We start from the raw sequence: 23,106 nt of genomic DNA on the forward strand, positions 1-23,106 counted from the left end.
TTTCGCTTTCCGCGCCGCACCTTTGCGCGATCGTATATCAAATCCGGTCTTGCTATCGCGCCCGCATCTCGCAGAATGATTTTTTTCACAAGGATTTGAACCCATGCATCGTCGCACACTCCTTGCCGCCGTTCCGGCCGCCGCATTGCTGCCGACCGCCGGCTTTGCGCAGGGCGGCCAGCCCAAGGCGGCGCCCAAGGCGAGCGGATCGGCGCCGCCGGTCTGGGAGGCGGGCGCGGACCGGTTCATCCGGCCCGACGTTCAGGGCGGCGACCGGCCGGTCGGTGCAAGCTTCGCCTCGCGCACCGCGGCTTATGGCCTCCATGGCGCGGCGGGCACCGCGCATCCGCTCGCGACGCAGGCGGGGATCGACATATTGAAGCGCGGCGGGTCGGCGGTCGACGCCGCGATCGCGATCAACGCGTGCCTCGGCCTCCTCGAACCGACCGCGAACGGCATCGGCGGCGACGTCTATGCGATGATCTGGGATCCCAAGACAAAGAAGCTCGCCGGGCTTGCCGGGTCGGGGAAGAGCCCACGCGGACTCGACCTCGCGACGGTGCGCAGCCGCGCGAAGGGTGGCACGCTGCCCGCCTATGGCGCGATCAGCGTGTCGGTGCCGGGCGCGGTCGACGGCTGGTGGACGATGCACCAGCGTTACGGAAAATTGCCGTGGAAGGAGCTGTTCGAACCCATCATCGCGCATGCCGAGGCGGGCGCGCCGGTGCCCGACATGATCGCTTATTATATCCGCCGCGCGCTCGCCAATTTCCGCCAGCCTGGCCGCGGGATCGAGGAAATCGAAAATGCGATGCGCACCTATGGCGTCAATGACGGCAAGGGGCCGAATGCAGGGCAGATATTCCGCAACCCCGACCTCGCGCGCACCTTCCGCCTGATCGCCGAAGGGGGCCGCGACGCCTTTTACACCGGCGAGATCGCGCGCACGATCGACAGCTATTTCAAGCGGATCGGCGGCTGGCTGCGTTACGAGGATCTCGCCGCGCACAAGTCCGAATGGATCGAACCGCACAAGACCGGATATCGCGGCAGCGACGTCTATGCGCTCGGCGCGAACACGCAGGGCATCGCGACGTTGCAGATGCTCAACATCCTCGAGAATTTCGACCTGAAGGGCGCGGGCTTCCAGTCGGCGCTGTCGATCCATCTGCAGGCCGAGGCCAAGCGCCTCGCCTATGAAGATCGCGCGCGTTATTATGCCGATCCGCATTTCGCCAAGGTGCCGGTCGAATGGCTGGTGTCGAAGGACTATGCCGCCGAGCGTGCCAAGCTGATCCGCCCCGACCGGCTGCTGTCGCCGGTCTATCCGGGGAAGGCGCCGAGCCGCGGCGACACCACCTATTTCAGCTGCGCCGACAAGGACGGCATGATGGTGTCGATGATCCAGTCGAACTTCCGCGGCATGGGGTCGGGGCTGGTCGCCGACGGGCTGGGCTTCATGTTTCAGGATCGCGGGCAGTTGTTCAGCCTTCAGGACGGCCATCCGAACATCTATGCGCCGGGCAAGCGGCCGTTCCAGACGATCATCCCGGGTTTCGCGGCGCGCGGCGACGTGCCGTGGATGAGTTTCGGCGTAATGGGCGGCGACATGCAGCCGCAGGGGCAGGCGCAGATCATCATCAACCGTGTCGATTACGGGCTGGAGATCCAGGCGGCAGGCGACTCGCCGCGCTGGCACCATGAGGGATCGTCCGAGACGATGGGCGAGGATTCGCCGGGCGATGGCATCAATGGCGTGCTGCGGCTTGAAAGCGGCGTCCCCGCGGCGACGCAGCGGCAGCTGGCCGACATCGGCTGGACCCTGGGTGAATCCGATGGCGGTTTCGGGCGCTATCAGTGCGTCGAGCATCGCATGGACGGCAAAACGCGCGTCTATGCGGCGGCGAGCGAGATGCGCGCCGATGGGTGCGCCCTCGCCTATTAACGGCAAGGGCGGCCGCCGGGTCATTGCATACAAAGAGGGCGACCGCATCGCTGCGGCCGCCCCAGTGTCAGGATCACTGAAATTCCTACGGCGCGCTGGCGACCTCGGGCAGCGCGGGGTTGAAGCCCGGCGGGTTCACGCCGCCGTCGGCGATGAACTGGTCGAGCCGCGCTTCGAGCACCGGCAGCGGCACCGAACCCAGCGCGAGGATCGCGTCGTGGAAGTTGCGCTGGTCGAACTTGTCGCCGAGCGCGGCTTCGGCTTCGGCGCGCTTGCGGCGGATCAGCATCTCGCCGAGCTTGTACGCCAGCGCCTGTCCCGGCCATGCGATATAGCGATCGATCTCGGTCGTGATCTCATGCTCGGACAGCGCGGTGTTGCCGCGCAGATAGTCCTGCGCCTGCTGCCGGCTCCAGCCATAATGGTGGAGGCCGGTGTCGATGACGAGCCGCGACGCGCGCCACATTTCATAGGAGAGGCGACCGAAATCCTCGTACGGCGTCTCGTACATGCCGAGCTTGCTGCCCATCCATTCCCAATAGAGCGCCCAGCCCTCGCCATAGCCCGAAAAGCCGGTGGCGCGCCGGAATGCAGGGCGGCGCGTCGCTTCCTGCGCGACCGCCGACTGGAAGCTGTGCCCCGGATTGCATTCGTGGATGGTGAGCGCGGTCAGCGTGTAGAGCGGCCGCGACGGCAGATCATAGGTGTTCATCAGGCAGCTTTCGAGCCCGCCGCGCCCGCCGGTATAGATCGGCGCCAGCGCCGGCGGCACCGGCAGGATCGCAAAGCGCCGCCGCGGCAGGAAGCCGATCGTCTCGGGCAGCTTCGCATCCATCCTCTTCGCCACATAGGAGGATTTGGCGAGCAGTTCGTAAGGCGTCTTGGGATAGAATTGCGGATCGGTGCGCAGGAATTTGAGGAACGCGGGCATGTCGCCCTTGAACCCGGTGCTCGCCTTCACCTGCTCCATCTCGGCCTTGATCCGCGCGACCTCCTTGAGCCCCATCTGGTGGATCTGCTCGGGCGTCAGGTCGAGCGTCGTGAAACCCTTGATCTGCGCCTGATAGAAGGCCGGGCCGTCGGGTTGCTTCTCGCCCGCCAGCGTGGTGCGCGCCTTCTTCATATAGTCGTCGCGGATGAAAGCGTAGAGCTTGGCATAGGCGGGCGCGACGGTCTCACGGATCACCTTCTCCCCCTCCGCGCGCAGCGCCGCCTGGTCGGCGGCGGGGATCGTCGAGGGCATTTCCTTGAACGCGTCGTAGAATGAGTTGGTCTGATCGGCGGGCAGATAGGGCTTGATCGTGACGTCGCGGCCCTGCACCGCGATCTGCGGCACGCTGAAGCCGCGCGCGAGCCCGGCGCGCATATTCGCGGTCTGCTCGTCGAAGAAGCGCGGGATGTCGCGCATCCGGGCGATATAGTTGCGATACGCCTGCGCGGTTGCAAAGCCGCCGCTGCGCGGATTGAGCCCCGACCAGAAGAAGGTGTCGGCGTTGAACGGCGCCTCATAGGTCTTGTATTTGATGTCGTTCGCCATCGTTTCGATCGACTGGCGGAACACCGCGGCGTTAATCTTCTCTTCGGGCGAAAGCTGATCGGCGGGGATCGCATCGAGTTCGGCGAGCGCCTTGGTCCAGTAATCGAGCCGCGCCTTTTGCGTCGCAGCGTCGACCCTGGGCAGATGCGTCGGGCCGTCGCCTTCGCCGCCGCGGCCGCTGCGCAGCCCCTGTTGCTGACGCCAGTCCCATTCGCGCTCGTACAGCGCCTTCAATCGCGCATCCGCGCTGCCCGACGTGGGCGCCTGTGCGATCGCCGCCTGCGCGGCAAAGGCCGCCAGCGCCAGCGCGACCGTCCGCGCCACCGAAACTCCGTTCATTGTCTTCTCCCTTTGTCCGTTCGGATCAGTTCGCGGTCCCTGCATTTTCGATCACCATCGGGCCGGGCGGCAAACCGCGCTCGGCCTTCGATTTCGCCACCATGTCGCGAATTTCGGCGCGCAGCTTCGCCGCGTCGTAGATGATGCCGTCCTTGATCGTGTAGGCGATGCCGCCGACGCGTTCGACCTTGCCCGTCGCATCGTTCAGCCGCACCGATCCGGTGCCGAACAGCAGCTTGAGGTTGGCGAGCGGATTGCCCTTCACGACGACGAGGTCGGCCTTGCGCCCGACGCGGATCGTGCCGACCTGATCGTCATGGCCGAGCAGCCGGGCGCCTTCCTGCGTCGCGGCGTGGATCACCTCGAGCGAGCTGAAGCCCGCCTCGCGCATCAGCTCCATCTCCTGGATGTAGCCGAAGCCATAGAGGTTATAGATATAGCCGGCGTCGCTGCCGATCGTCACGCGGCCGCCGCGATTCTTGTAATCGTTCACGAAGCGCATCCAGCGCCGGTAATTGTCCTTCCACGCCATCTCATGCTCGGTGGTCCAGTCGAACCAGTAAGCGCCGTGGTTGACGCGGCTGGGGCGATAATAATCCCACAGCGCGGGCATCGTGTATTCGTCGTGCCAGCTCGCGCGGCTCATGCGCATGAAGTCGCGGCTGGTCAGGTACGCGGTGAAGGTCGGGTCGAGCACGAACTTGCGTTCGAGCAACGTATCCATGACCTTGTTCCACGCGTCGGACCCGGGCTCGGCGGTTTGCGCCCACAGCTTCCCGGCTTCGCCGAAGCGCATCTGCTCGTCGTTGTTGATGAAGTCGGTGGGGAAGGACTGGACGCGCTTGTCGGTGAACATCGCCTCGGGCAGCCCGTACCAATGCTCCATGCTTTCAAGACCGGCGCCCGACGTGTCCACCACATCGGCATAGGCGACCAGCTGCTGCGCATGGTGCATCGTGCTGTGCAGCCCCTGCTTCTTCGTCTCATCGATCGCGGCGAAGAGCACATCCTCGGGCGCCCCGCCGATGAACTTGATGCCGTCGGCGCCGCGCTTCTTCGCCTCCTGGATAACTGCGCGCGCTGTCGCCGCGTCGTTCACCGGCCCGCGAATCTGGTGGAACATCGGATAGATGTCGATGCGCGGGGCGACGATCTCGTTGCGCTCGCTGCGCTTCTTGATGTCGACCAGCCATTCGATCGGGTGACCGCTGCCAAGATCGCGGACCGAGGTGATGCCGTGGGCCATCCACAGCTTGAGGATGTAGTCCGACGGCACCTTCTGCGAATCGCTGAGCGAATGAAGGTGGACGTGCGCGTCGACGAACCCCGGCATCACATAATAGCCGGTAAGGTCCATCTCCTGATCGCCGGGCGCGGCGCGCTCGGTGGGATCGATCGCGCCGGGGGAACCGATCGACTTGATCTGCGCGATGCGGTCGTTCTCGATCACGATATCGAACGGACCCTGCGCGGGTGCGCCGGTGCCGTCGATCATGGTGACGTTGCGCAGCACGACGCGCTTGAACGGACCGATTCCTTCGGTGCGTGCGGGGATGACGTCGGCCGCCGTCTGTCCGGCCGGCGCGGGCGCCGCTGCGGTGGTGACGGGGAGGACGGCGAATAAGGAAGCGGCCGCCATCAGGGCGGCGATACGACGCGGTTTGAAGGTCATGAAATAGCGCCTTCCATAGCGGAAAAAGAAAGGCCGGCGGAGCAGTAACGCGCCGCCGGCCGGGAGCAACTTTTTAGAACTTCATCCGGACACCGGCGAAATAGCGCCGGCCGAGCGTGTCGTAGAGCGACACGTCGACGTTGGCGTCGCCGACGAAAGTGGTGCCGAGGATCGGCGGCATCTTGTCGAGCAGATTGTCGACGCCGGCGAAGAAGGTGAAGTTGTCGTTGATCTCGAAGGTGCTGGTCAGGTCGAAATACCAGGTGGCCGGGGCCGTCTTGATATTGGTGGTGGTGACCGTCGGGAACACTTTGAGGCCGCCGATCATCCGGGCCTGACCGCGGATGCTCAGCGGACCGCTGGTGTAAGCGGCGCCGAGGTTCAGCTTGAAGTCCGGAACGATAAACCCGCCGGTGCCGGTCGAACAGCCCGCGCCATAGAAGCCGGCGCAATCCTGCGGGGCGACGGTGCTGAGCACCTGCGTCGAGCGTTCGAACAGCCAGCTCGCAACACCGGTCAGGCGCAGCTGGGCATCGTCACCGAGCGCCGCGGGAAGCGGGATGGTGTAATCGCCCTGTACGTCGAGACCGCGGACCTTGAGCGCACCGATATTATTCTGGTTGGTGCGGACATAGTCGATCTGGCCGCTGGAGAGGCGGAAGACCGACCGGCAGGTCGGGCTGTTCGCGTTGAGGCCCGTGTAGCAGTCGTTCAGCGTCTGCTGCGCGTTGATCGTCGTGATCGCGCCCTTCACCTCGACATTGAAATAGTCGACGGTGATGTTGAGGCGCGGGATGAACGGCGGCGAGATCACCGCACCGATCGTGTAGGTCTTCGACTTTTCTTCGGTCAGGTTGGGATTGCCGCCCGTTTCCTGCGTCAGCCCCAACGTCGCCTGCGTGAAGGTCGCGATGTCGCCCGCAGGAACGCCCTGCGCGACGCAGAAGTCGCGCAGCTGCTGGCTGCGTGGGTCGGTGCCGGTCAGGTTCGGACGCGCACACGGATCGGTGCCCCCGGTGAAGCCCTGACCGACGGCCGAAAACAGCTCGTTGATGTTCGGCGCGCGGATCGCGCTGTTATACGCACCGCGAATTCGGACCCAGCTGACCGGCGCCCATTCGCCGCCCGCTTTCCAGGTGAAGACCCCGCCGACGGTCGAATAGTCCGAATAGCGCGCCGCCCCTTCGATCGCGAGCGTGTCGAAGAAGGGCGTGTCCGACAGGATCGGGATGCGGATTTCGCCGAAGATTTCCTTCACGTCGAACGAACCCGACAGCGCGTTGTTCGACGCGGCGCCATATTCCTTGTTGAGGTCCATCGCGCTCGGCGTCGACTGATAGCTGTCCTTGCGATATTCGACGCCCACCGCCACCGCGACCGGCCCCGCGGGCAGGTCGAACAACGTGCCGCTCAGCGAGGCGCCGGCGACCTGGCGTTCGAAGATGTCGTGGCTCGTACGCGGCGGCGTCAGATAGACGCCGGCTTGGGGAGAAATCGAACCGAGGCCGAAGATCGAGACGGGGACGCAGCCCGGAACTCCCGACCTGCAAACGACCTGGCCCGAACCGTTGACGATCGAATCGAGCCCAAGGCTGAGGCGCGTCTGGTTGATCACGCCTTCGGCCCGGGTATCGGTGCGGTTGCGCAGATATTGATAGAAAGCATCCCAGCGCCAGCTATGCTTGCCGACGTCGAAATCGCCGCGCAGGCCGGTGGTGATCGCATAGGACTGGCGTTCGAAGAAGCTGTCGCGCGTGCCGAGTTCGTCGGCGCGTCGGCCGCCGCCGACCACAGCCGCGGTGCCGTCACCATCGGCATCGAACAGCGCGCGATTGTTGATGAAGAAATCGCGCACTGCGGGCGACAGGCTGGCACTGGTCGCATAGTTCGGCACGAGCAGCGTCGACGACGCCGCGCCGGGCGTTACCGGCGTGAAACTGTCGGGCGCCAGCTTCGAATTGTTGCGCGCGTTGACGAAGAAGGCTTCGGCATAGGCGGTGATATGGTCGGTGACGTCATAATGCGCCAGCGCCGAGAAATTGATGCGTTCGAGCGGACGCTGGAGCAGGTTGAACGGCGCGTAATTATAGGTGTCCTCGGGCTGGCAATAGGGCAGCGGGGTGCCGCCGGCGCCGAAGCGGATGCCGGTGATCGAGGTGCAGGGGCCGCTCGGCGTCAAGTTGACGCCGACCAGCGCATTGCGCTGCGCCTGGCTGAGCGGGACGCGAGTGCCCGGGATGTTGCCCGAACCCGAATAGACGAGCTGGCCGTTGATTTCGGCGAGCGGAACCCGGCCGAACGGACGGTCGGCCTGCGTGATCGGATCCTGTTTTGCCCAGGCGCCCGAAATCGCGACGTTGCCGCGGCCGCCGCCGAGGTCGGCGCCGAAGGTGATGTCGATCTTTTTCGACGCGGCGTCGCCGCGGTCCGAAATGCCGGCCTGCGCCGACATCTGCAGGCCTTCGAAGCTGTCGTCGAGGATGAAGTTCACCGCGCCCGCGATTGCGTCCGAACCATAGACCGCCGACGCACCGCCGGTGATCACCTCGACCCGCTTGATCAGCGCGTCGGGGATGCTGGTCAAGTCGACCGAGCCGTTCGAGTTCGCCGGAATGAAGCGGCGACCGTTGACCAGCGTCAGCGTGCGCGTTTCGCCCAGCCCGCGCAGGTTCGCGGTGAGCACGCCCGCGCCGCCGCCGTTGTTGACGGTCGAGGTATTGCCCGAGGCGAGCTGCGGGAATTCGTTCATCGTCTTTTCGAGCGTGAGGTTGCCCGACAGCTGGACATCTTCCTGTCCGACGACCGTGATCGGGCTCGGCGCGGTCAGGTCGGTGCGCTGCAGGCGCGACCCCGTCACGATGATGTCGGTCGGCGCTTCAGCGGCGGTTTCGTCGGCCGCAACATCCTGCGCGGATGCGACGCCGGGCAGCAGGATGGTGGACAACAGGCTGGTGGCAAGAAGTATGCGGCGAAAACGGACCTGCGGATTGATTCGATCGTAAGACATATGGACGCTCCCTGTGTACGGCCTTTGGCCTGTCGTTGATTTCGCTTGTGCCGCCCGCCGACCGGCGGGCGACGTCGTTCTCCTGCACACTTCCCCGGACGCCGCTCAGGCCTCATTTTTTGTCCGGGACAGGCGCGATTTTTCGCGCCGCGACCCGGCTGGCTGAACGGTGAACATGTCGGAGCTTTGGGCGCCCTCGCTGGCAGCGGGATCGAAGGGGAAACACGTCCCTTCATCGCGCGCGGGGCGGTGATCGGTGGCCGCCGGAATGCCCTTGCGGGCTCCGGGCATTTGAGTCTGATAGGATAGCCTTGGCGCGTGAGCGGCCATCCGCGAAAAAGCGGCGGCGCCACGCGTCGCTAATTCCTCGCGGTACAGCATCAGGACCCCTTTTTGCTATTACTGTATACGAAATACGATATACTCAATCTTCGAAGAGTCAATGCCACATGTTTCCGGGGAGGGTCGCTTGACCGCAACAAACTGTCTTAGAACCGCTTTTGCCGGCATGTTTCTGATGTTTTCCGCGCTTTTCGTCCCGGCGGCGACTCGCGCGGAGGCGCCTGCCGGGGGGCGGATCGCCATCACCGGCGTCACGCTGATCGACGGGACGGGCGCCCCGCCGAAGCCGGGCATGACCGTCGTCGTCGAAAAGGGCCGGATCGTTTCGATCGCCAAGGGCGGTGCCGACACGGCGGGGGCGCAAGTCATCGACGGCCGCGGTCGCTATCTGCTGCCCGGCTTCATCGACAGCAATGTCCATGTCTCGGTCTATGGTCAGCCGGCGCGACGCGACACGTCGCTGAAATATGCCGACCGCGGCGAGGAACTCGCGCTCGAATTCGCGCAGCGCGCGCTGACCTATGGCGTGACGACGATGCGCGACAGCTATGGCGTCTTGCCGCCGATCCTGACGGTGCGCGACCGCATCGACCGTGGCGAAGTCGTCGGCGCGAGGCTCAAGGCAGCGGGCAACATCCTCGGCTGGGGCGGGCCCTTCTCGCTGACCTTCTCGCTCACCAAGGATTCGGACCTGTCGCTGTTCCAGGAGAAATGGAACGACCTGCTCGCGCAGGACATGGGCGAAGAGATCATGGACATGACGCCCGACGAGCTGCGCGCCGCGATGAACCGCTATCTCGACAAGGGGGTCGACTTCATCAAATATGGCGGCACCAGCCATTTCCTGCGCCCCGCGCTGATCGGCTTTTCGCCGCGCCAGCAGGCGGTGATCGTCGAGGAAGCCCACAAGCGCGGCAAGCCGGTCGAGACGCACGCCACCAGTTCGGAAGGACTGACGCTCGCCGTCGAGGCGGGGATCGACCTGATCCAGCATCCCGAGCTGACGAGCCGCGACCTGCCTGATGAGCTGATCGCGTTGATCGTGAAGAAGGATGTGCTGTGCGGGATCCGGTCGAATTACATCACCGGCGACTATCGAAAGAAGCACCTCGCCAAGCGCGCAGAACTGGAGGCGAAGATCGCGAAGATGCCGCCCCCGACGACCAGCGCCGAACGCTGGCGGCGGCTCGAAATGATGGACGACAATCAGGACGTGCAGCGCCGCAACGCCGAACGGCTGATCAAGGCGGGATGCCGGGTCACCCCGGCGACCGACAGCTTCTATGGCGACGCTCCCGAATTCCGCCGCGTGCCCAAGGGCGATGAGGCCGAGCCGGGGATCGGCACGATCCGCGCGATCGAGGGACTCGTCGAACTCGGCATGACCCCGATGGAGGCGATCGTCGCGGGCACCAAACATGGCGCCGCCGCCGCGCGCATGAGCGCCGACCTCGGCACGATCGAGCCCGGCAAGATCGCCGACCTCGTCCTGCTGACGGACGACCCGCTCGCCGACATTCGCAATATCGAAAAGGTCGAGACGGTGATCGCGGGCGGGAAGATCGTCGATCGCTCGCGCCTGCCCGAACATCCGCTGTTCCTGCGCAAACCCTGAGGAGAGAGATCCCATGACGAAGTGGATAAGGATGCTGCTGGCGGCGCTGCTGCTGTTCGGCGCCACAACTCCGGCACGCGCCGACGATGCGGCGGAGAAGGCGACGATCCTGAAGGTCGTCGCCGATATGGAGGCGGCGTGGAACCGCAGCGATTTTACCGGCTATATGGCGGGCTTCTGGAACCCCGGGGTGACCTTCGTCTCGGGCGGCAAGATTCAGGACGGGTGGCAGGGCACGCTCGACCATTATGTCCGCGACTATGGCGGCTCACCCGGGCGGCGCGGCACGCTCCATTTCTATGACATCAGCATCGACATCCTCGCGCCCGACGCCGCGCTGCTCATCAGCCACTATCATCTCGCGCGGCCCGAGCGGTCGCAAGAAGGGATCAACACCCGTCTGTTTCGCAAGATCGACGGCCGCTGGGTGATCGCGATGAACCATGTTTCGTCCTACGACCCCGCAGCGCCGGCCGCGAAATAACCTGCCTCAGCCGCCACCCGCCAGCCCCCACCCTCAAACCAGCCCCACCATTCGCATCCGCGCCTTCATCGCCGCGATGAACAGCCGCACCGCGGGCAGCCCCGCGCGCGACGGTTCGAACAACAGATGCACCGGCAGCGCGGGCGGCTGCTCGTCGGCGAGCAACGCGATCAACCGCCCCGCATCGACCGCCGCGGCGAGCTGGTAACTCAAGAGATTGGCGATCCCCAGCCCCGCCTCGGCCGCCGCCAAAATGCCATCGACGGTGTTGAGCACCAGCCGCGGGCGCGGTTCGACGCGCCAGCGTCCCGATACGAATTGCCATTCGCCCGCGGCGCGCGGCCCCATCGCTGCGATCACATCATGCCCCGCCAGCTCCGCCACGCTCGCCGGCGCGCCGCGTCGCGCCAGATAGGCGGGGCTCGCGACAAGCATCTGGCGCACCCAGCCGATGCGCACCGCCTTCAACCCGGAGTCCGCCAGCGGACCGATGCGCACCGCGACGTCGATCCCCTCCTCGACGATCCGCACATTGCGGTCGATCAGCATCATCCGCGCCGACAGCTCGCGGTGCAGCGCCATCAGTTCGCCCACGACGGGCAGTACATGCAGCCGCCCGAACATCACCGGCGCTGTCACATGCAGCTGCCCGCGCGGTTCGGCCACGGCGCCGCGGATTTCGCGCTCGGCGCCTGCGAGATCGGCAAGGATGCGGCGCGCCTGCTCCAGAAACGCCGCGCCCGCATCGGTCAGCGCGACCGCACGCGTCGAGCGGTGAAACAGGCTCGTTCCCAGCCGCGCCTCGAGCGCCGCGATTCCGCGCGTCACCGCGGGCGGCGAGCTGCCGAGCTTGCGCGCCGCGGCGGCAAAACCGCCCTCGGTCGCGACCGCGACGAACATTTCGAGCGTGAGCAACCGGTCCATGATTATTCCAGTTTTCGGAATTAACTTGTTCGATCTTCACTCATTATCACGACCGACGCAACAGCCTAGACCGCTCACCGAAAGGAAACGGCCCATGGCGCAAAATTATCGGCACACGCTGTTCAGCGACGCGGTGAAGGCGGTGCAGGAACGCCATGGCTCGCGCGCCGCCTATATCAAGATGGACGCCGGGGCCGACGGCACCCCCGACGCGCTGACCGCCAAGGAGCTCGACTATATCGCGCTGCGCGACAGCTTTTACATGGCGAGCGTCAACGCCGACGGCTGGCCCTATATGCAGCATCGCGGCGGCCCCGCGGGCTTTCTGCGCCACATCGCTGGCAATCGCATCGGTTTCGCCGACTATCGCGGCAACCGCCAATATATCAGCACCGCCAACCTTGCCGGCAACGACCGCGTCTCGTTGTTCCTGATGGACTATCCGAACAAGGACCGGCTCAAACTCGTCGGCCATGCGGTGAGTGTCGAGCTCGCCGACGATCCCGCCGCGGTCACCGCATTGATGCCCGAGGGCTATCGCGCGACCCCCGAACGCGCCTTCTTCATCGATGTCATCGGCTGGGAATGGAATTGCTCGCAGCACATCACCCCGCGCTTCACCGAAGCCGAGATTGCCGCCGCGGTCCGCCCGATGGCGGCCGAGATCAACCAGCTGCGCGCCGAAATCGCGGCGCTTCGTTCAATGCCGCACCAGCCCGCTTCCCCACCCGACCTCCCATGACGATAAACTGTTGGGGAGGTCGGGTGGGGGAGCGGGCTGGTGCGGGTCCGACGCAAGTCGGACAAAAGGAAAAGGAACACCCCTCAATGATCACCCTCTACGGCACCCCCCTGTCGGGCAACACCCACAAGGTTCGCATGGCGCTCGCCTTCCTCGGCCTGCCGTGGGAAGAGCGGTTGACCGACGCCGCGGCACGCCAGTCGGACGCCTTTCGCGCGCTCACCCCGATGGCGCAGATCCCGCTGTTCGTCGAAGGCGATGTCACGCTGCGCGACAGCCAGGCAATCCTGACCTGCCTCGCCGCGCGCCACCGCGCGGGCGTGTGGGACGGCCAGACGCCCGAGGAACGCGGCGAGATTGCCCTCTGGCTCTCGCACGCCGCGAACGAGATCGCGAACGGCCCCGCCGCGCTCCGCCTCGCGCGGCGGTTCGGCATATCGATTCCCGAGGATCATGCCGCGGCGGTCACCGAGCGGTTTCTGCCCGTGATCGAGGCGCATCTGGCGCACCGCGACTGGCTCGTCGGTGGCCGGCTCACGATCGCCGACCTTGCGGCGAGTCCGTATCTGGCGCTGATGGGCGATGCGGGGATCGACCTCGCCGGCTGGCCCGCAATCGACGCCTGGACCCGCCGGATCGCCGCGCTGCCCGGCTTTCCCGCCATGCCGGGCTGGGGGCCACCGTCGTGACGATCGGCGCGGCCCGGACCGCCAATTGGGGATTAGGCGGATTGCCCATCCTCGCCTATCGCGCTGCCGAGGCCGCCAAGGAGACCCAGCGATGACCGCAAACAATGCCGCCCCCGCCTTCGCCACGATCATGTTCCTGACCGGGGTCGGTATCCCGATCCTCGCCGCGTTGAACGGCGGCCTCGGCGCGCGACTCGAAAGCCCGATGGCGGCGTCGGTGATCCTCTTCACCCTCGGGCTGCTCATCGCGGTCACGGGCGCGCTCGCCACCGGTTCGCTCGGACAGGTACGGCTGTCGCCCGACATTCCGGCGCATTTCTACTTCGGCGGGGCGTTCATGGCCTTTTACGCCATCTCGGTCACCTTCATCGCGCCGCGCTTCGGGGTCGGCAACGCGATCTTCTTCGTGCTCGTCGGCCAGCTGATCAGCGCCGCGACGATCGATCATTTCGGCCTGTTCGGCGCGATGCGCTCGGCGATCGACGCCAAGCGCATCGCGGGGATCGCGCTGATGGTCGCGGGCGTGTACCTCGCGCGGCGCACGAGCTGAAGGCCGCTTTCGACGGGAAGCCGACCTCGCTATCATCGTCACCCCGGACTTGATCCGGGGTCCCGCTTGAAGTCAAAGCCAGTCGATGCCTCAGAAAGCGGGATCCCGGATCAAGTCCGGGATGACGAAGGGAAAGGGCGCGACGCCCGCTTCCTGCCCCAATGCCAACATTACCTGAACCAGCGTCCGACCGACGCGCCTCACATATGCGACGTGACCTCGGGCGGGTTCCACCAATTGTTGCCCGCGCCGTCCATAAACATCACCGGCAGCGCCGCCATCTCGGCGGGCTCGAGGTCGTCGAGGCACGCGATCGACACCGAATAATAGGCGCCCCCGATTTCCTCGACATAGCCATGCCCGAACGACGCCACGCCGCACGTCTTGCAAAAGACATGATGCGCGCTGTTCGACCCGAACTGATAGTCGGACAGCGCGGCGGGATCGCTGAGCAGGCGAAAGGCGTCGGGCTTGATCTGCGCGTTCCAGCCGCGCTTCTTGGTGCAGATCGAGCAATTGCATTTACCCGTCCCCGCCGCGAGGTCGATGTCGGCTTCGAACTTGACCGCGCCGCAGTGGCACGAGCCGTGATAGGTCTGGGTCATCGCTGAAAATCCTTGGCCTTTCGGGCGCCGATCGCCGGCCGCCCTTCACGCAGCAGGGTTTAGCCGGGTCTCCTGACAGATCATGTCAGCAGGCTGTTCGGAAAAGTCGCGGTGGCGCCAGAAATCGGCCATCAGCACCGCGCGGCGGCGCCCGAACCCCTCGTCGCCGATCCGCGCCGAGGTCACGCGGTCGATACGAAAGCTGCGGAAATCCTGGCGCAGCAGGCACCAGGCAGCGATGATATGCTTCTCTTCGAAATAGGCGAGCGCCGCGGGCCAGATCGCGCGTTCGGTTGCGGCGCCGCTCGCGTCGGCATAGCCGATGTGCAGCGTCTTTTCGGCGCGCATCGCCGCGCGCACGGTCGCCAAGAGGGGCGCGTTGATCTCGCGCCACCCGCTGCTCACCGGCCACAGCCCCGCCTCGTCGATCCGCTGTTTGAGTTCGTCGGGGCTCGCCGCCGCGATCTTCGCGAGCGCCAGTCCCGCCGCGCGCGACAGGCTGCCGTCCTGCCGCCCCTCGACCCAGCGCGCGCCGAGCACGAGCGCCTCCAGCTCGTCGGCGGTGAACATCAAGGGCGGCAGGAAAAAGCCCGCGCGCAGCACATAGCCGACCCCCGCCTCACCCTCGATCGGCGCGCCGAGCGCCACCAGAGCCTGCACGTCGCGGTACAGCGTGCGCACCGACACGCCCTGTTCCTCAGCGAGTATCTCGGCGGTCACCGGCCGGCGGCGGCGGCGCAGGCTGTCGATGATCGCGAACAACCGTCCCGTCTTGTCCATCAGCGCCGCCGATAGGTCCAGCGGCGCGGCTTCGACCCGTCGATCGCCGAAATCGTCGCGGTCAGCGTGTCGCCGGTGCGCACGTAAGCGATGCGCTGCGGATAATCATGTGCGGCATTCTCGAAGGTCGCGCTCGCCTTGTCGCGCTGCGCCAGCCGGAACGCGACCGGCGCCCCGCCCTGCGGCATCGCGATATAGGCGAGCGCGCCATCCTCGCCGCGCGCGATGCGAATGAACTCCAACTCGCTGAGCACCTCGTCGCGCCCCGACCGGCTGTGCCCGAGCATCACCCCGCCGCGTGGCGGCGCCCAGCTTTCCTCGGTCCAGCGCCCGTCCGCCTCGCTCACCCAGTCGCCCGCGAGCCAGCCGAGATCCGCAACCGTCGCCGCCGGGCTCGCCGCGATCAGCAATGCCGCCAACGCCGCTGCCATGATCCGCATAAGCACCTCCCTCTTTGCCATCACTACGCCCGCGCTGACGCCCCGCCAACCTCCCTTCGTCATTCCCGCGAACGCGGGAACTCAGCGAGCTGTCGTTGAACTGGGTCCCCGCTTTCGCGGGAATGACGAGATTGGGGATGGCCTCTCCCGTCACTCGCTCCTATAACCCTCCCCATCCCCGGGGAGCCGCGTCTGTGATGGCCGGTTGAGAGCGGAATAGACCGCGACCCGTTGAACCTGATCCGGCTAATACCGGCGGAGGGAGGGTCGGTATTCCCCAATCGGAATCCCCATTCTCGCTCCGACATAAATGGAGCGACTGCACATGGCCGACATCGATTCCCGCCTCGACAAGCGCGACGCCACCCCCATCGGCGTCACCACCGGACCCATTCGTGGCAGCCGCAAGATCCACGTCGCGACGCAGACCGGCAGCGGCATCCGCGTCGCGATGCGCGAGATCGACCTCGACCCGCATTCGGGCGAGCCCCCCGTCCGCGTCTATGACACCAGCGGCCCGTACACCGACGTCAATGCGACGATCGACATCAACGCAGGCCTCCCCGAGATCCGCGCCGACTGGATCCGCGGCCGCGGCGACGTCGAAGAGGTGACCCAGCGCGAGGTGAAGCCCGAGGATAACGGCCAGCTCGGCCCGGATCGCTCTGGGGGAGTCCCCGCCTTCCCCAACGTCCGCCGCAAGGTGCTCCGCGCCAAACCCGGCCAGAACGTCAGCCAGATGCACTACGCCCGCCGCGGCATCATCACCCCGGAGATGGAATATGTCGCCGAGCGCGAAAATCTCGGCCGCGCGCGCCTCGCCGAGTACAAGCGCGATGGCGAAAGCTTCGGCGCCAGCATCCCCGACTATGTCACCCCCGAATTCGTCCGCGACGAGGTCGCCCGCGGCCGCGCGATCATCCCCAGCAATATCAACCATCCCGAGAGCGAGCCGATGGCGATCGGCCGCAACTTCCTCGTCAAGATCAACGCCAATATCGGCAACAGTGCGGTCGCGTCCGACGTCGCGGCCGAGGTCGACAAGATGGTCTGGTCGATCCGCTGGGGCGCCGACACCGTCATGGACCTGTCCACGGGGCGCAACATCCACGACACGCGCGAATGGATCATCCGCAATTCGCCCGTCCCGATCGGCACCGTCCCCATCTATCAGGCGCTCGAAAAGGTCGGCGGCGTCGCCGAGGACCTGACGTGGGAAATCTTCGCCGACACTTTGATCGAGCAGGCCGAACAGGGCGTCGACTATTTCACCATCCATGCGGGCGTCCGCCTGCCCTACGTCCCTCTCGCGGCCAAGCGCATGACCGGCATCGTGTCGCGCGGCGGCAGCATCATGGCGAAATGGTGCCTCGCGCATCACAAGGAAAGCTTCCTCTACGAACGCTTCGACGAGATTACCGAGATCATGAAGGCCTATGACGTCGCCTACAGCCTCGGCGACGGCCTCCGCCCCGGCAGCATCTACGACGCGAACGACGAGGCGCAGTTCGCCGAGCTCTATACGCTGGGCGAGCTCACCAAGCGCGCCTGGGCGCAGGATGTGCAGGTGATGATCGAGGGCCCGGGCCACGTCCCGATGCACAAGATCAAGGAGAATATGGAAAAGCAGCTCGAAGCGTGCGGCGAGGCGCCCTTCTACACGCTCGGGCCGCTCACCACCGACATCGCGCCGGGTTACGACCATATCACCAGCGGCATCGGCGCGGCGCAGATCGGCTGGTACGGCACCGCGATGCTTTGTTACGTCACGCCCAAGGAGCATCTGGGCCTGCCCGACCGCGACGATGTGAAGGTCGGCGTCGTCACCTACAAGCTCGCCGCCCACGCCGCCGACCTCGCCAAGGGCCACCCCGCCGCGCAGGTCCGCGACGACGCGCTATCGAAAGCGCGCTTCGAATTCCGCTGGCGCGACCAGTTCAACCTGTCGCTCGACCCCGACACGGCCGAGCAATATCACGACCAGACGCTCCCCGCCGAAGGCGCCAAGACCGCGCATTTCTGCAGCATGTGCGGCCCCAAATTCTGCTCGATGAAGATCAGCCAGGAAGTGCGCGAGTTCGCGAAGCTGCAAAATCAGGACAGCGCGGGCTTCATCGCCGCCGAAGAGGCCGAAAAGGGCATGGCGCAGATGAGCGAGGTTTATGAGGAAACCGGGCGCGAGCTGTATATGGGCGCGGGTGGCCGCGAACACAACTGATGGCGGCAGGGGGCTTGTTCGGAAGATTGTTCGGACGGCGCAAGCCGTCCGCGCTCGAAATCCTGCAATCCGCCAAATGGAAATGCGCGAGCTGCGATATCGAGCATCACGGCATGTTCGATATCGGCTCGCGCGCGCCCGACCATTGGGGCAAGGCCGAAGAGCTTGAACCCAATGGCGCGCTACGCACGGACGGCGATTTCCTGTCCGAAGATTTCTGCGTGATCGGCGGCGAACATTTCTTCGTCCGCTGCGTCTTCGATATCCCCGTCCACGGCATGGCCGAAAAGTTCGGCTACGGCGTCTGGTCGACCCTCTCGCGCGAGAATTTCGACCGCTATGTCAATGGCTTCGACGACGGAAAATACAGCGACATGGGGCCCTGGTGGGGCTGGTTCTCGAACAACCTCAAGGGCTTTCCCGAGACGATCAATCAGGGCTGCTGGGTCCATCCGCAATTGGGGCGGCAACGGCCGGTGATCAGCCTCGACGATGAGGGTCACGAATTAGCGAGAGCACAGCAGGATAGTATCAGCCCGGAGCGGCTGCTCGAGCTCTACGCCGAATATGGTCACGCGCCAGACGTAAGCTGACCACAGGGATTGGGGGTTGTTGCACCTGTCACCGTAATTCCAGTAATGAGTTGAAACGATTCGCAGAATTAACTTCCCAAAGAATCGTGGACGTCATCCAAAGCTAGATTCCAATTCTGATATAGGATTTGCCTATTCCATTGTGAGGACTAAGCTAGCCCGATTGGGGAGAGGATTATGGCGAACCTACCATATGTCACCGCAACGGGAAATGTCACTAAGGCGCTAAACAATATTGCTGCCGCCGCGACGCCCGACGCTGTTACACAAAACTTCGTTAAAACGATCCTGAAGGTGTCCGGCGGATCCGGCAATCAGATGACATCCTTCTTAAAGAAGGTCGGGTTTGTTAATCCCGATGGCACGCCTTCTGAAATTTATCGCAAATTTAGGAATAGTGCCACGCGAGGAGCTGCTGCGGCAGAGAGTTTGAAGTTCGGATACGCCCCGCTTTATAAAAGAAATGAATTCCTTCATGAGCTTTCAGACAAGGACATAAAGGGACTTATACTAGAAGAGACGGGAGCGGCGGCCGACTCTAGTTCTCCAAACCTCATTCTCTCGAGCATTAAAGGCATCAAGCAATTTGCCGACTTCAACAAGACCGAACAACTGGACATTTCAGCAGACAGCTTGAGCGGCACTCCGTTGGAACAAATTCCGGAAATTCCCGGGCGGGATAAACCGCAACCTGAGCGATCAGCTGGAAAAATTGGACTGAGCGTCGGCTATAATATCAATCTAAATCTGCCGGCGACGAGCGACATCGCTGTTTTCAATGCTATTTTTAAGAGCCTAAAAGAAAACTTGCTGTCGAGCGACGATGCCTAAGGTCGACGATCATCTTCGTTCTTTTGGCATGTCAGGATACCTCCTGACTGACGATCTCAAACAATTGGAGCGTCGCTTCTCGATAGAACTGGGCCACGTACCGCCGGATATTGGCGATCCATCAAGCTATTACCCTCAGTTTGATCAAAATATTCGGGCCCAAGCCGCTGAAATGGCTGCTCATTATGAGTTATTCTACTACTTAGAGCAGTCGATCCGAGATTTAATAACAGCGGTCCTACTTGAAAAATCTGGCGCATCTTGGTGGTCATCGGGATCTGTACCAGAGAAGATTGTCTTAGATGTTCATGATCGGATGCAGAGAGAAAAAGATAGTGGATTTAGCCAGCGATCCGACAAAGAATTGGACTACACAAATTTCGGAGAGCTGTCGGTGATTATTACGTTCAACTGGGACGTATTTGGAGCGGTATTCTCCAGCAAGCGGGCCGTGGAGCGGATCATGAATAGTCTAAATCTTCTTCGTGGTCCTATCGCCCATTGCAGCCCACTCGCCGCCGACGAGGTAGATAGACTTCAGCTTACAGTTAAAGATTGGTTCCGTGCAATGAGTTGAGTATTGGCGAGCGATTACGGCGACAGTTTTCTAAATCCCTCTACGGACGGCGCGGATCAAGTGCCAGTCGGCCTCGCCCCCGCTCCGTGCTACACTCCCGCCCATGCGCGCCCGCAACCCCCTCTACGTCATGGCCAAGCCGCCACCGGAGGTGCAGGCGCAGATCGCCGCGCTGCCGCGCAACGATCCCGGACGCGGCCCCGAACTTCTCCATGTCACGCTCATCTCGCTCTACGACCTCCATTATGCGCCGCCCGAGTGGTTGCCCGCGACCATCGCCGCGCTCGACGGCTTCGCCGCGCCGCCTTTCCCGCTCCGCTTCGACCGGATCGAGAACCGCAAGGCGGTGACGCTGCGCACGCGCGATCCGCTGGCGGAGGCGCGGGCGTTTCAAAAGGCGCTGGTGAACCATCTGCTGCGCGAAAAGGCGCCGATCATGGACGGCACCACACCCGAACCGCACATCACGATCAACTATCGCGGCGACCGCCTCAACGCCGAGAAAATGCCGCCGATCGAATGGACGGTTCGGGAAATATTGCTGGTCGAAAGCGTTGTGGGGAAGACCACGCATATCGAGCACGGATGCTGGGCCCTGACGCCACCCGGCGGCTGAGCGCGGCGCGGCACGAAGGAGGCGGCAGGAAAGGAAGCGCGAGACATGGCAAGGATCACGATCGGCAAACCCGCGGACAAGGCCCGCTTGCTCCACACGCTGGTGCTCGGCTTTTCGGGCGACCCGATGGCGCGCTGGGCCTCGCCCGACGCCGCGACCTATCTCGACCGCCGGCTTGAATTTTTCGATGCCTTCGGCGGCGCGGCGTTCGAGCATGATAGCGCTTTCGTCGCCGACGACGGCGCGGCGGTCGCGACATGGCTGCCGCCCGGCGTCGCGCCCGACGGCGCGCTTATGGCCGCGATCATGGACGAGCAGACGCCCGCCAGCCGCAAGGCTGAAATGGACGCGCTCTTCGAACAGATGGAGCAATTCCACCTCAAGGAGCCGCACTGGTATCTGCCGCTGATCGCCGCCGATCCGGCGTATCGCGGCCGCGGCCTCGGCACCGCGTTGATGGAGGCGGCGATCGCGCGCATCGACGCCGACGGCCGCCCCGCCTATCTCGAAAGCTCGAACCCGCGCAACATACCGCTCTACCAGCGCTTCGGCTTTGAAATCATCGGCGAGATCCAGGCCGGAACATCGCCGGTCCTGACGCCGATGGCCCGGCCGGGAAGGGCGTGATGCCCGGTTGAAGTCGAGAGGTGCGACGGCCCGGAATCTCCCGGCATTGCCAAACCGCCGCCCCCCGGCATATCCTCCCGCGCATGTCCCACCCCTCGAACATCGTCACCTGCACCGGCCCCGGCGACCCGCACGCGTTCGACGGCATTTCGCGGCGCCACCGCAGCGGCGACCTCGACCTGCTGTGCCCGGTGTGCAGCGGCCATGGCCAGTGGAACAGCCAGATAGACCTCGTCAGCCACCGCTCGATCCGCGTGCCCTGCGCCAAGTGCGACGGGCGCGGCTGGATCGAGACCGGGGCCGACATGGTCCCCTCGCACGACATCTCGCTGTCGCCCGACGGACGCCCGATCTGGGTGGTGCGGCTCGATCCGTCGGACGATGTCGAATGACCTTCGCGCCGCGCCGGGTCGACTCGCGCGTTTGTCGCCGATAGGCTGACATCGGTTACCAGAGACGGGAGAGCATAATGCGTGGACGGACGTGGCTGATCGCGGGCGCGCTGCTCGCAATTGCGGGATGCGGCAAGGCAGAGGCTCCCACCGAAGCATCTGGCGGGGCGCCCGAAAAATCGGTGCTCGCCGATGGGCCCACGGCCGAGATCAGCACGGTCGCCGAAGCCGACCTGCCGCCCGGCGTGCGCGATGCGGTGCTCGCCAAAGTGCCCGGCATGAAAATCGCCGAAACCGAGCGCAAGGAACGGGGCGGCAAGACCTTCTACGATGTCGAAGGCACGCGCCCCGACGGCAGCCCGGTCGAGCTCGACCTGATCGAGGAGGCGGGAAAATACCGCGTCGTCGAGATGCAGCGCGATATCGCGTGGGCCGACGCGCCCGCCCCGGTGCGTGCCGCCGCCGGCGGTGCGGCCGATGCCTTCACCCCGGCGCGCGTCATCGAAAGCACGCAGGACGACGGCACGATCGTCTATGAACTGTTCGTACCCGGCAAGGCCGACGAACCCGCCGCCGAAGTGAACTGGAAGGACGGCAAGGCCGCACTCCGCACCGAACGCAACGCATATTGACCCGATGGCCGACACCGCACCCACCGGCCCCGATATGGGCGCGACCTTCTACCACGGCACCCGCGCCGACCTGAAAACCGGCGACCTGCTCGCGGCGGGTTGGGGCAGCAATTATCAGGCCGCGCCGATGTCGTGGATCTATTTCTCCGCCGCATTGGAGTCCGCGATCTGGGGCTGCGAGCTCGCGGCGGGGGACGGGCGCGAGCGCATCTATATCGTCGAACCCACCGGCGACTGGTTCGACGACCCCAACCTCACCGACAAGAAATTCCCCGGAAACCCGACGCGCAGTTATCGCTCGCGTTTCCCGCTGCGCATCGTCGGCGAGGTGGCCGAGTGGGAACCGCACCCGCCCGAAATACTGCAGGCGATGAAGGACAATCTCGCGCGGTTGCAGGCCGAGGGCGCGCCGATTATCGACTGACCCGTTCCTCCCCCGTCAAGGAAGCCGCCATGCCGTCCTCCATTCCTGCCATCGCCATCGCCGCGATCCTCGCGCTTGCGCCGGTCACCGTCGCGCTCGCCGCCGACCACCCCGCGCCGCTGCAACAGCTTCGCATCTACGAAATCCCGCGCGCCAACGAGGGCGTGTTCCACGACCGGTTCCGCGATCATGCGCTGCGCATCATGGCGCGCCACGGTTTTGCGGTGCGCTCGATCTGGCGCAGCGAACATGCAGACAAGGTCGAGTTCGTCTATCTCCTCGACTGGCCCGACGTCAGCGCGATGGACGCCGCGTGGGCGGCCTTCCTCGCCGACCCCGAATGGATCGCGATCAAGAAGGAAACCGCGGCGCGCGACGGCAAATATGTCGAATCGGTCGCGGTACGCACGCTCGAACCCGTCGCCTGGTCGCCCGATCGCGCGAAGACCGCCGATTAGCCCGCGCCCTGAGCGGAAGGATGGGCGGAACCCACCCCCGCTCCTGAGGGTTTATCCCGACAGAGGG

General features: G+C 64.8%; 24 protein-coding genes and 1 riboswitch. Of the genes, 16 read left to right on the plus strand and 8 right to left on the minus strand.

Annotated elements, in window-relative coordinates; translation table 11 throughout:
• The first annotated feature begins 103 nt into the window (after positions 1-103).
• Positions 104-1,945: a gamma-glutamyltransferase family protein gene (locus tag ACTJI5_RS18100; RefSeq protein WP_440861286.1), complete on the plus strand. Its 1,842-nt coding sequence runs from the start codon at positions 104-106 to the stop codon at positions 1,943-1,945.
• Positions 1,946-2,030: 85 nt separating this feature from the next.
• Here the strand turns inward: ACTJI5_RS18100 and ACTJI5_RS18105 are convergent, their stop codons facing one another.
• The 4 genes from ACTJI5_RS18105 to ACTJI5_RS18120 form a co-directional block, all read right to left on the minus strand.
• Positions 2,031-3,821, minus strand: coding sequence for a DUF885 domain-containing protein (locus ACTJI5_RS18105; protein ID WP_440861287.1), 1,791 nt, complete (start codon positions 3,819-3,821; stop codon positions 2,031-2,033).
• A 25-nt stretch (positions 3,822-3,846) separates the two neighbouring features.
• Positions 3,847-5,493: an amidohydrolase family protein gene (locus tag ACTJI5_RS18110; RefSeq protein ID WP_440861288.1), complete on the minus strand. Its 1,647-nt coding sequence runs from the start codon at positions 5,491-5,493 to the stop codon at positions 3,847-3,849.
• Positions 5,494-5,566: 73 nt separating this feature from the next.
• Positions 5,567-8,500 (minus strand): TonB-dependent receptor domain-containing protein, encoded by a 2,934-nt coding sequence (locus tag ACTJI5_RS18115; RefSeq protein WP_310255668.1) that lies wholly within the window; start codon positions 8,498-8,500, stop codon positions 5,567-5,569.
• Positions 8,501-8,605: 105 nt separating this feature from the next.
• Positions 8,606-8,881, minus strand: coding sequence for a hypothetical protein (locus ACTJI5_RS18120; protein WP_156419723.1), 276 nt, complete (start codon positions 8,879-8,881; stop codon positions 8,606-8,608).
• Between the two features lie 136 nt (positions 8,882-9,017).
• On the opposite strand from ACTJI5_RS18120, the gene ACTJI5_RS18125 reads away from it, so the two are divergent.
• Positions 9,018-10,457 carry an amidohydrolase family protein gene (locus ACTJI5_RS18125; RefSeq protein ID WP_440861289.1) on the plus strand — a complete coding sequence of 480 codons (1,440 nt, stop codon included), beginning with the start codon at positions 9,018-9,020 and terminating at the stop codon, positions 10,455-10,457.
• A gap of 13 nt (positions 10,458-10,470) precedes the next feature.
• Positions 10,471-10,941 (plus strand): YybH family protein, encoded by a 471-nt coding sequence (locus ACTJI5_RS18130; RefSeq protein WP_440861290.1) that lies wholly within the window; start codon positions 10,471-10,473, stop codon positions 10,939-10,941.
• 33 nt (positions 10,942-10,974) lie between these two features.
• Here ACTJI5_RS18130 and ACTJI5_RS18135 read toward each other — a convergent pair whose 3' ends face one another.
• A complete protein-coding gene (locus ACTJI5_RS18135; protein WP_440861291.1) occupies positions 10,975-11,865 on the minus strand; it encodes a LysR family transcriptional regulator in 891 nt (296 codons plus the stop codon).
• A 94-nt stretch (positions 11,866-11,959) separates the two neighbouring features.
• Here ACTJI5_RS18135 and ACTJI5_RS18140 point away from each other — a divergent pair, with 94 nt between their 5' ends.
• The 3 genes from ACTJI5_RS18140 to ACTJI5_RS18150 all read left to right on the plus strand — a co-directional run bounded on the left by ACTJI5_RS18140 (position 11,960) and on the right by ACTJI5_RS18150 (position 13,846).
• A complete protein-coding gene (locus ACTJI5_RS18140; protein WP_439513170.1) occupies positions 11,960-12,607 on the plus strand; it encodes a pyridoxamine 5'-phosphate oxidase family protein in 648 nt (215 codons plus the stop codon).
• An 86-nt stretch (positions 12,608-12,693) separates the two neighbouring features.
• Positions 12,694-13,296 (plus strand): glutathione S-transferase family protein, encoded by a 603-nt coding sequence (locus ACTJI5_RS18145; protein WP_440861292.1) that lies wholly within the window; start codon positions 12,694-12,696, stop codon positions 13,294-13,296.
• A gap of 91 nt (positions 13,297-13,387) precedes the next feature.
• Complete coding sequence (locus ACTJI5_RS18150; protein ID WP_440861293.1) at positions 13,388-13,846, plus strand: DMT family transporter; 459 nt, start codon at positions 13,388-13,390, stop codon at positions 13,844-13,846.
• 200 nt (positions 13,847-14,046) lie between these two features.
• Here ACTJI5_RS18150 and ACTJI5_RS18155 read toward each other — a convergent pair whose 3' ends face one another.
• Genes ACTJI5_RS18155 through ACTJI5_RS18165 form a run of 3 tightly spaced genes read right to left on the minus strand, consistent with a single transcriptional unit; the run spans position 14,047 to position 15,671 of the window.
• A complete protein-coding gene (locus ACTJI5_RS18155; RefSeq protein ID WP_440861294.1) occupies positions 14,047-14,451 on the minus strand; it encodes a GFA family protein in 405 nt (134 codons plus the stop codon).
• Positions 14,452-14,496: 45 nt separating this feature from the next.
• On the minus strand, positions 14,497-15,231 hold the full coding sequence (locus ACTJI5_RS18160; RefSeq protein ID WP_440861295.1) for a helix-turn-helix transcriptional regulator: 735 nt from the start codon (positions 15,229-15,231) through the stop codon (positions 14,497-14,499).
• On the minus strand, positions 15,231-15,671 hold the full coding sequence (locus tag ACTJI5_RS18165; protein WP_440861296.1) for a DUF6265 family protein: 441 nt from the start codon (positions 15,669-15,671) through the stop codon (positions 15,231-15,233). The genes ACTJI5_RS18160 and ACTJI5_RS18165 overlap by 1 nt, the downstream gene beginning before the upstream one ends.
• Before the next feature lie 169 nt (positions 15,672-15,840).
• Positions 15,841-15,952: riboswitch (TPP riboswitch) on the plus strand.
• 44 nt (positions 15,953-15,996) lie between these two features.
• On the opposite strand from ACTJI5_RS18165, the gene thiC reads away from it, so the two are divergent.
• From thiC to ACTJI5_RS18215, 10 genes are all read left to right on the plus strand, one after another.
• Positions 15,997-17,889 (plus strand): phosphomethylpyrimidine synthase ThiC, encoded by a 1,893-nt coding sequence (gene thiC / locus ACTJI5_RS18170; RefSeq protein WP_440861297.1) that lies wholly within the window; start codon positions 15,997-15,999, stop codon positions 17,887-17,889.
• Positions 17,889-18,482, plus strand: coding sequence for a DUF2199 domain-containing protein (locus ACTJI5_RS18175; RefSeq protein WP_440861298.1), 594 nt, complete (start codon positions 17,889-17,891; stop codon positions 18,480-18,482). The genes thiC and ACTJI5_RS18175 overlap by 1 nt, the downstream gene beginning before the upstream one ends.
• A 177-nt stretch (positions 18,483-18,659) precedes the next feature.
• The gene (locus tag ACTJI5_RS18180) at positions 18,660-19,313 is read left to right on the plus strand and encodes a DUF5343 domain-containing protein (RefSeq protein WP_440861299.1); all 654 of its coding nucleotides are present in this window, start codon (positions 18,660-18,662) and stop codon (positions 19,311-19,313) included.
• Positions 19,306-19,890, plus strand: coding sequence for a Swt1 family HEPN domain-containing protein (locus tag ACTJI5_RS18185; RefSeq protein ID WP_440861300.1), 585 nt, complete (start codon positions 19,306-19,308; stop codon positions 19,888-19,890). The genes ACTJI5_RS18180 and ACTJI5_RS18185 overlap by 8 nt, the downstream gene beginning before the upstream one ends.
• A 103-nt stretch (positions 19,891-19,993) precedes the next feature.
• A complete protein-coding gene (locus ACTJI5_RS18190) occupies positions 19,994-20,506 on the plus strand; it encodes a 2'-5' RNA ligase family protein (RefSeq protein WP_440861301.1) in 513 nt (170 codons plus the stop codon).
• A gap of 45 nt (positions 20,507-20,551) precedes the next feature.
• Positions 20,552-21,133: a GNAT family N-acetyltransferase gene (locus tag ACTJI5_RS18195; RefSeq protein WP_440861302.1), complete on the plus strand. Its 582-nt coding sequence runs from the start codon at positions 20,552-20,554 to the stop codon at positions 21,131-21,133.
• Between the two features lie 83 nt (positions 21,134-21,216).
• Positions 21,217-21,525, plus strand: a complete 309-nt coding sequence (locus ACTJI5_RS18200) for a hypothetical protein (protein WP_440861303.1) — start codon at positions 21,217-21,219, stop codon at positions 21,523-21,525.
• 77 nt (positions 21,526-21,602) lie between these two features.
• Entirely contained in the window at positions 21,603-22,157 is a 555-nt protein-coding gene (locus ACTJI5_RS18205; RefSeq protein WP_440861304.1) for a hypothetical protein, read from the plus strand.
• Positions 22,158-22,161: 4 nt separating this feature from the next.
• Positions 22,162-22,581, plus strand: a complete 420-nt coding sequence (gene arr, locus ACTJI5_RS18210; protein WP_440861305.1) for an NAD(+)--rifampin ADP-ribosyltransferase — start codon at positions 22,162-22,164, stop codon at positions 22,579-22,581.
• 29 nt (positions 22,582-22,610) lie between these two features.
• Positions 22,611-23,039: an NIPSNAP family protein gene (locus ACTJI5_RS18215; protein ID WP_440861306.1), complete on the plus strand. Its 429-nt coding sequence runs from the start codon at positions 22,611-22,613 to the stop codon at positions 23,037-23,039.
• The last annotated feature ends 67 nt before the right edge of the window (positions 23,040-23,106 follow it).

It is taken from the genome of Sphingopyxis sp. 22461 (assembly GCF_052044915.1).
Lineage (GTDB): Bacteria > Pseudomonadota > Alphaproteobacteria > Sphingomonadales > Sphingomonadaceae > Sphingopyxis.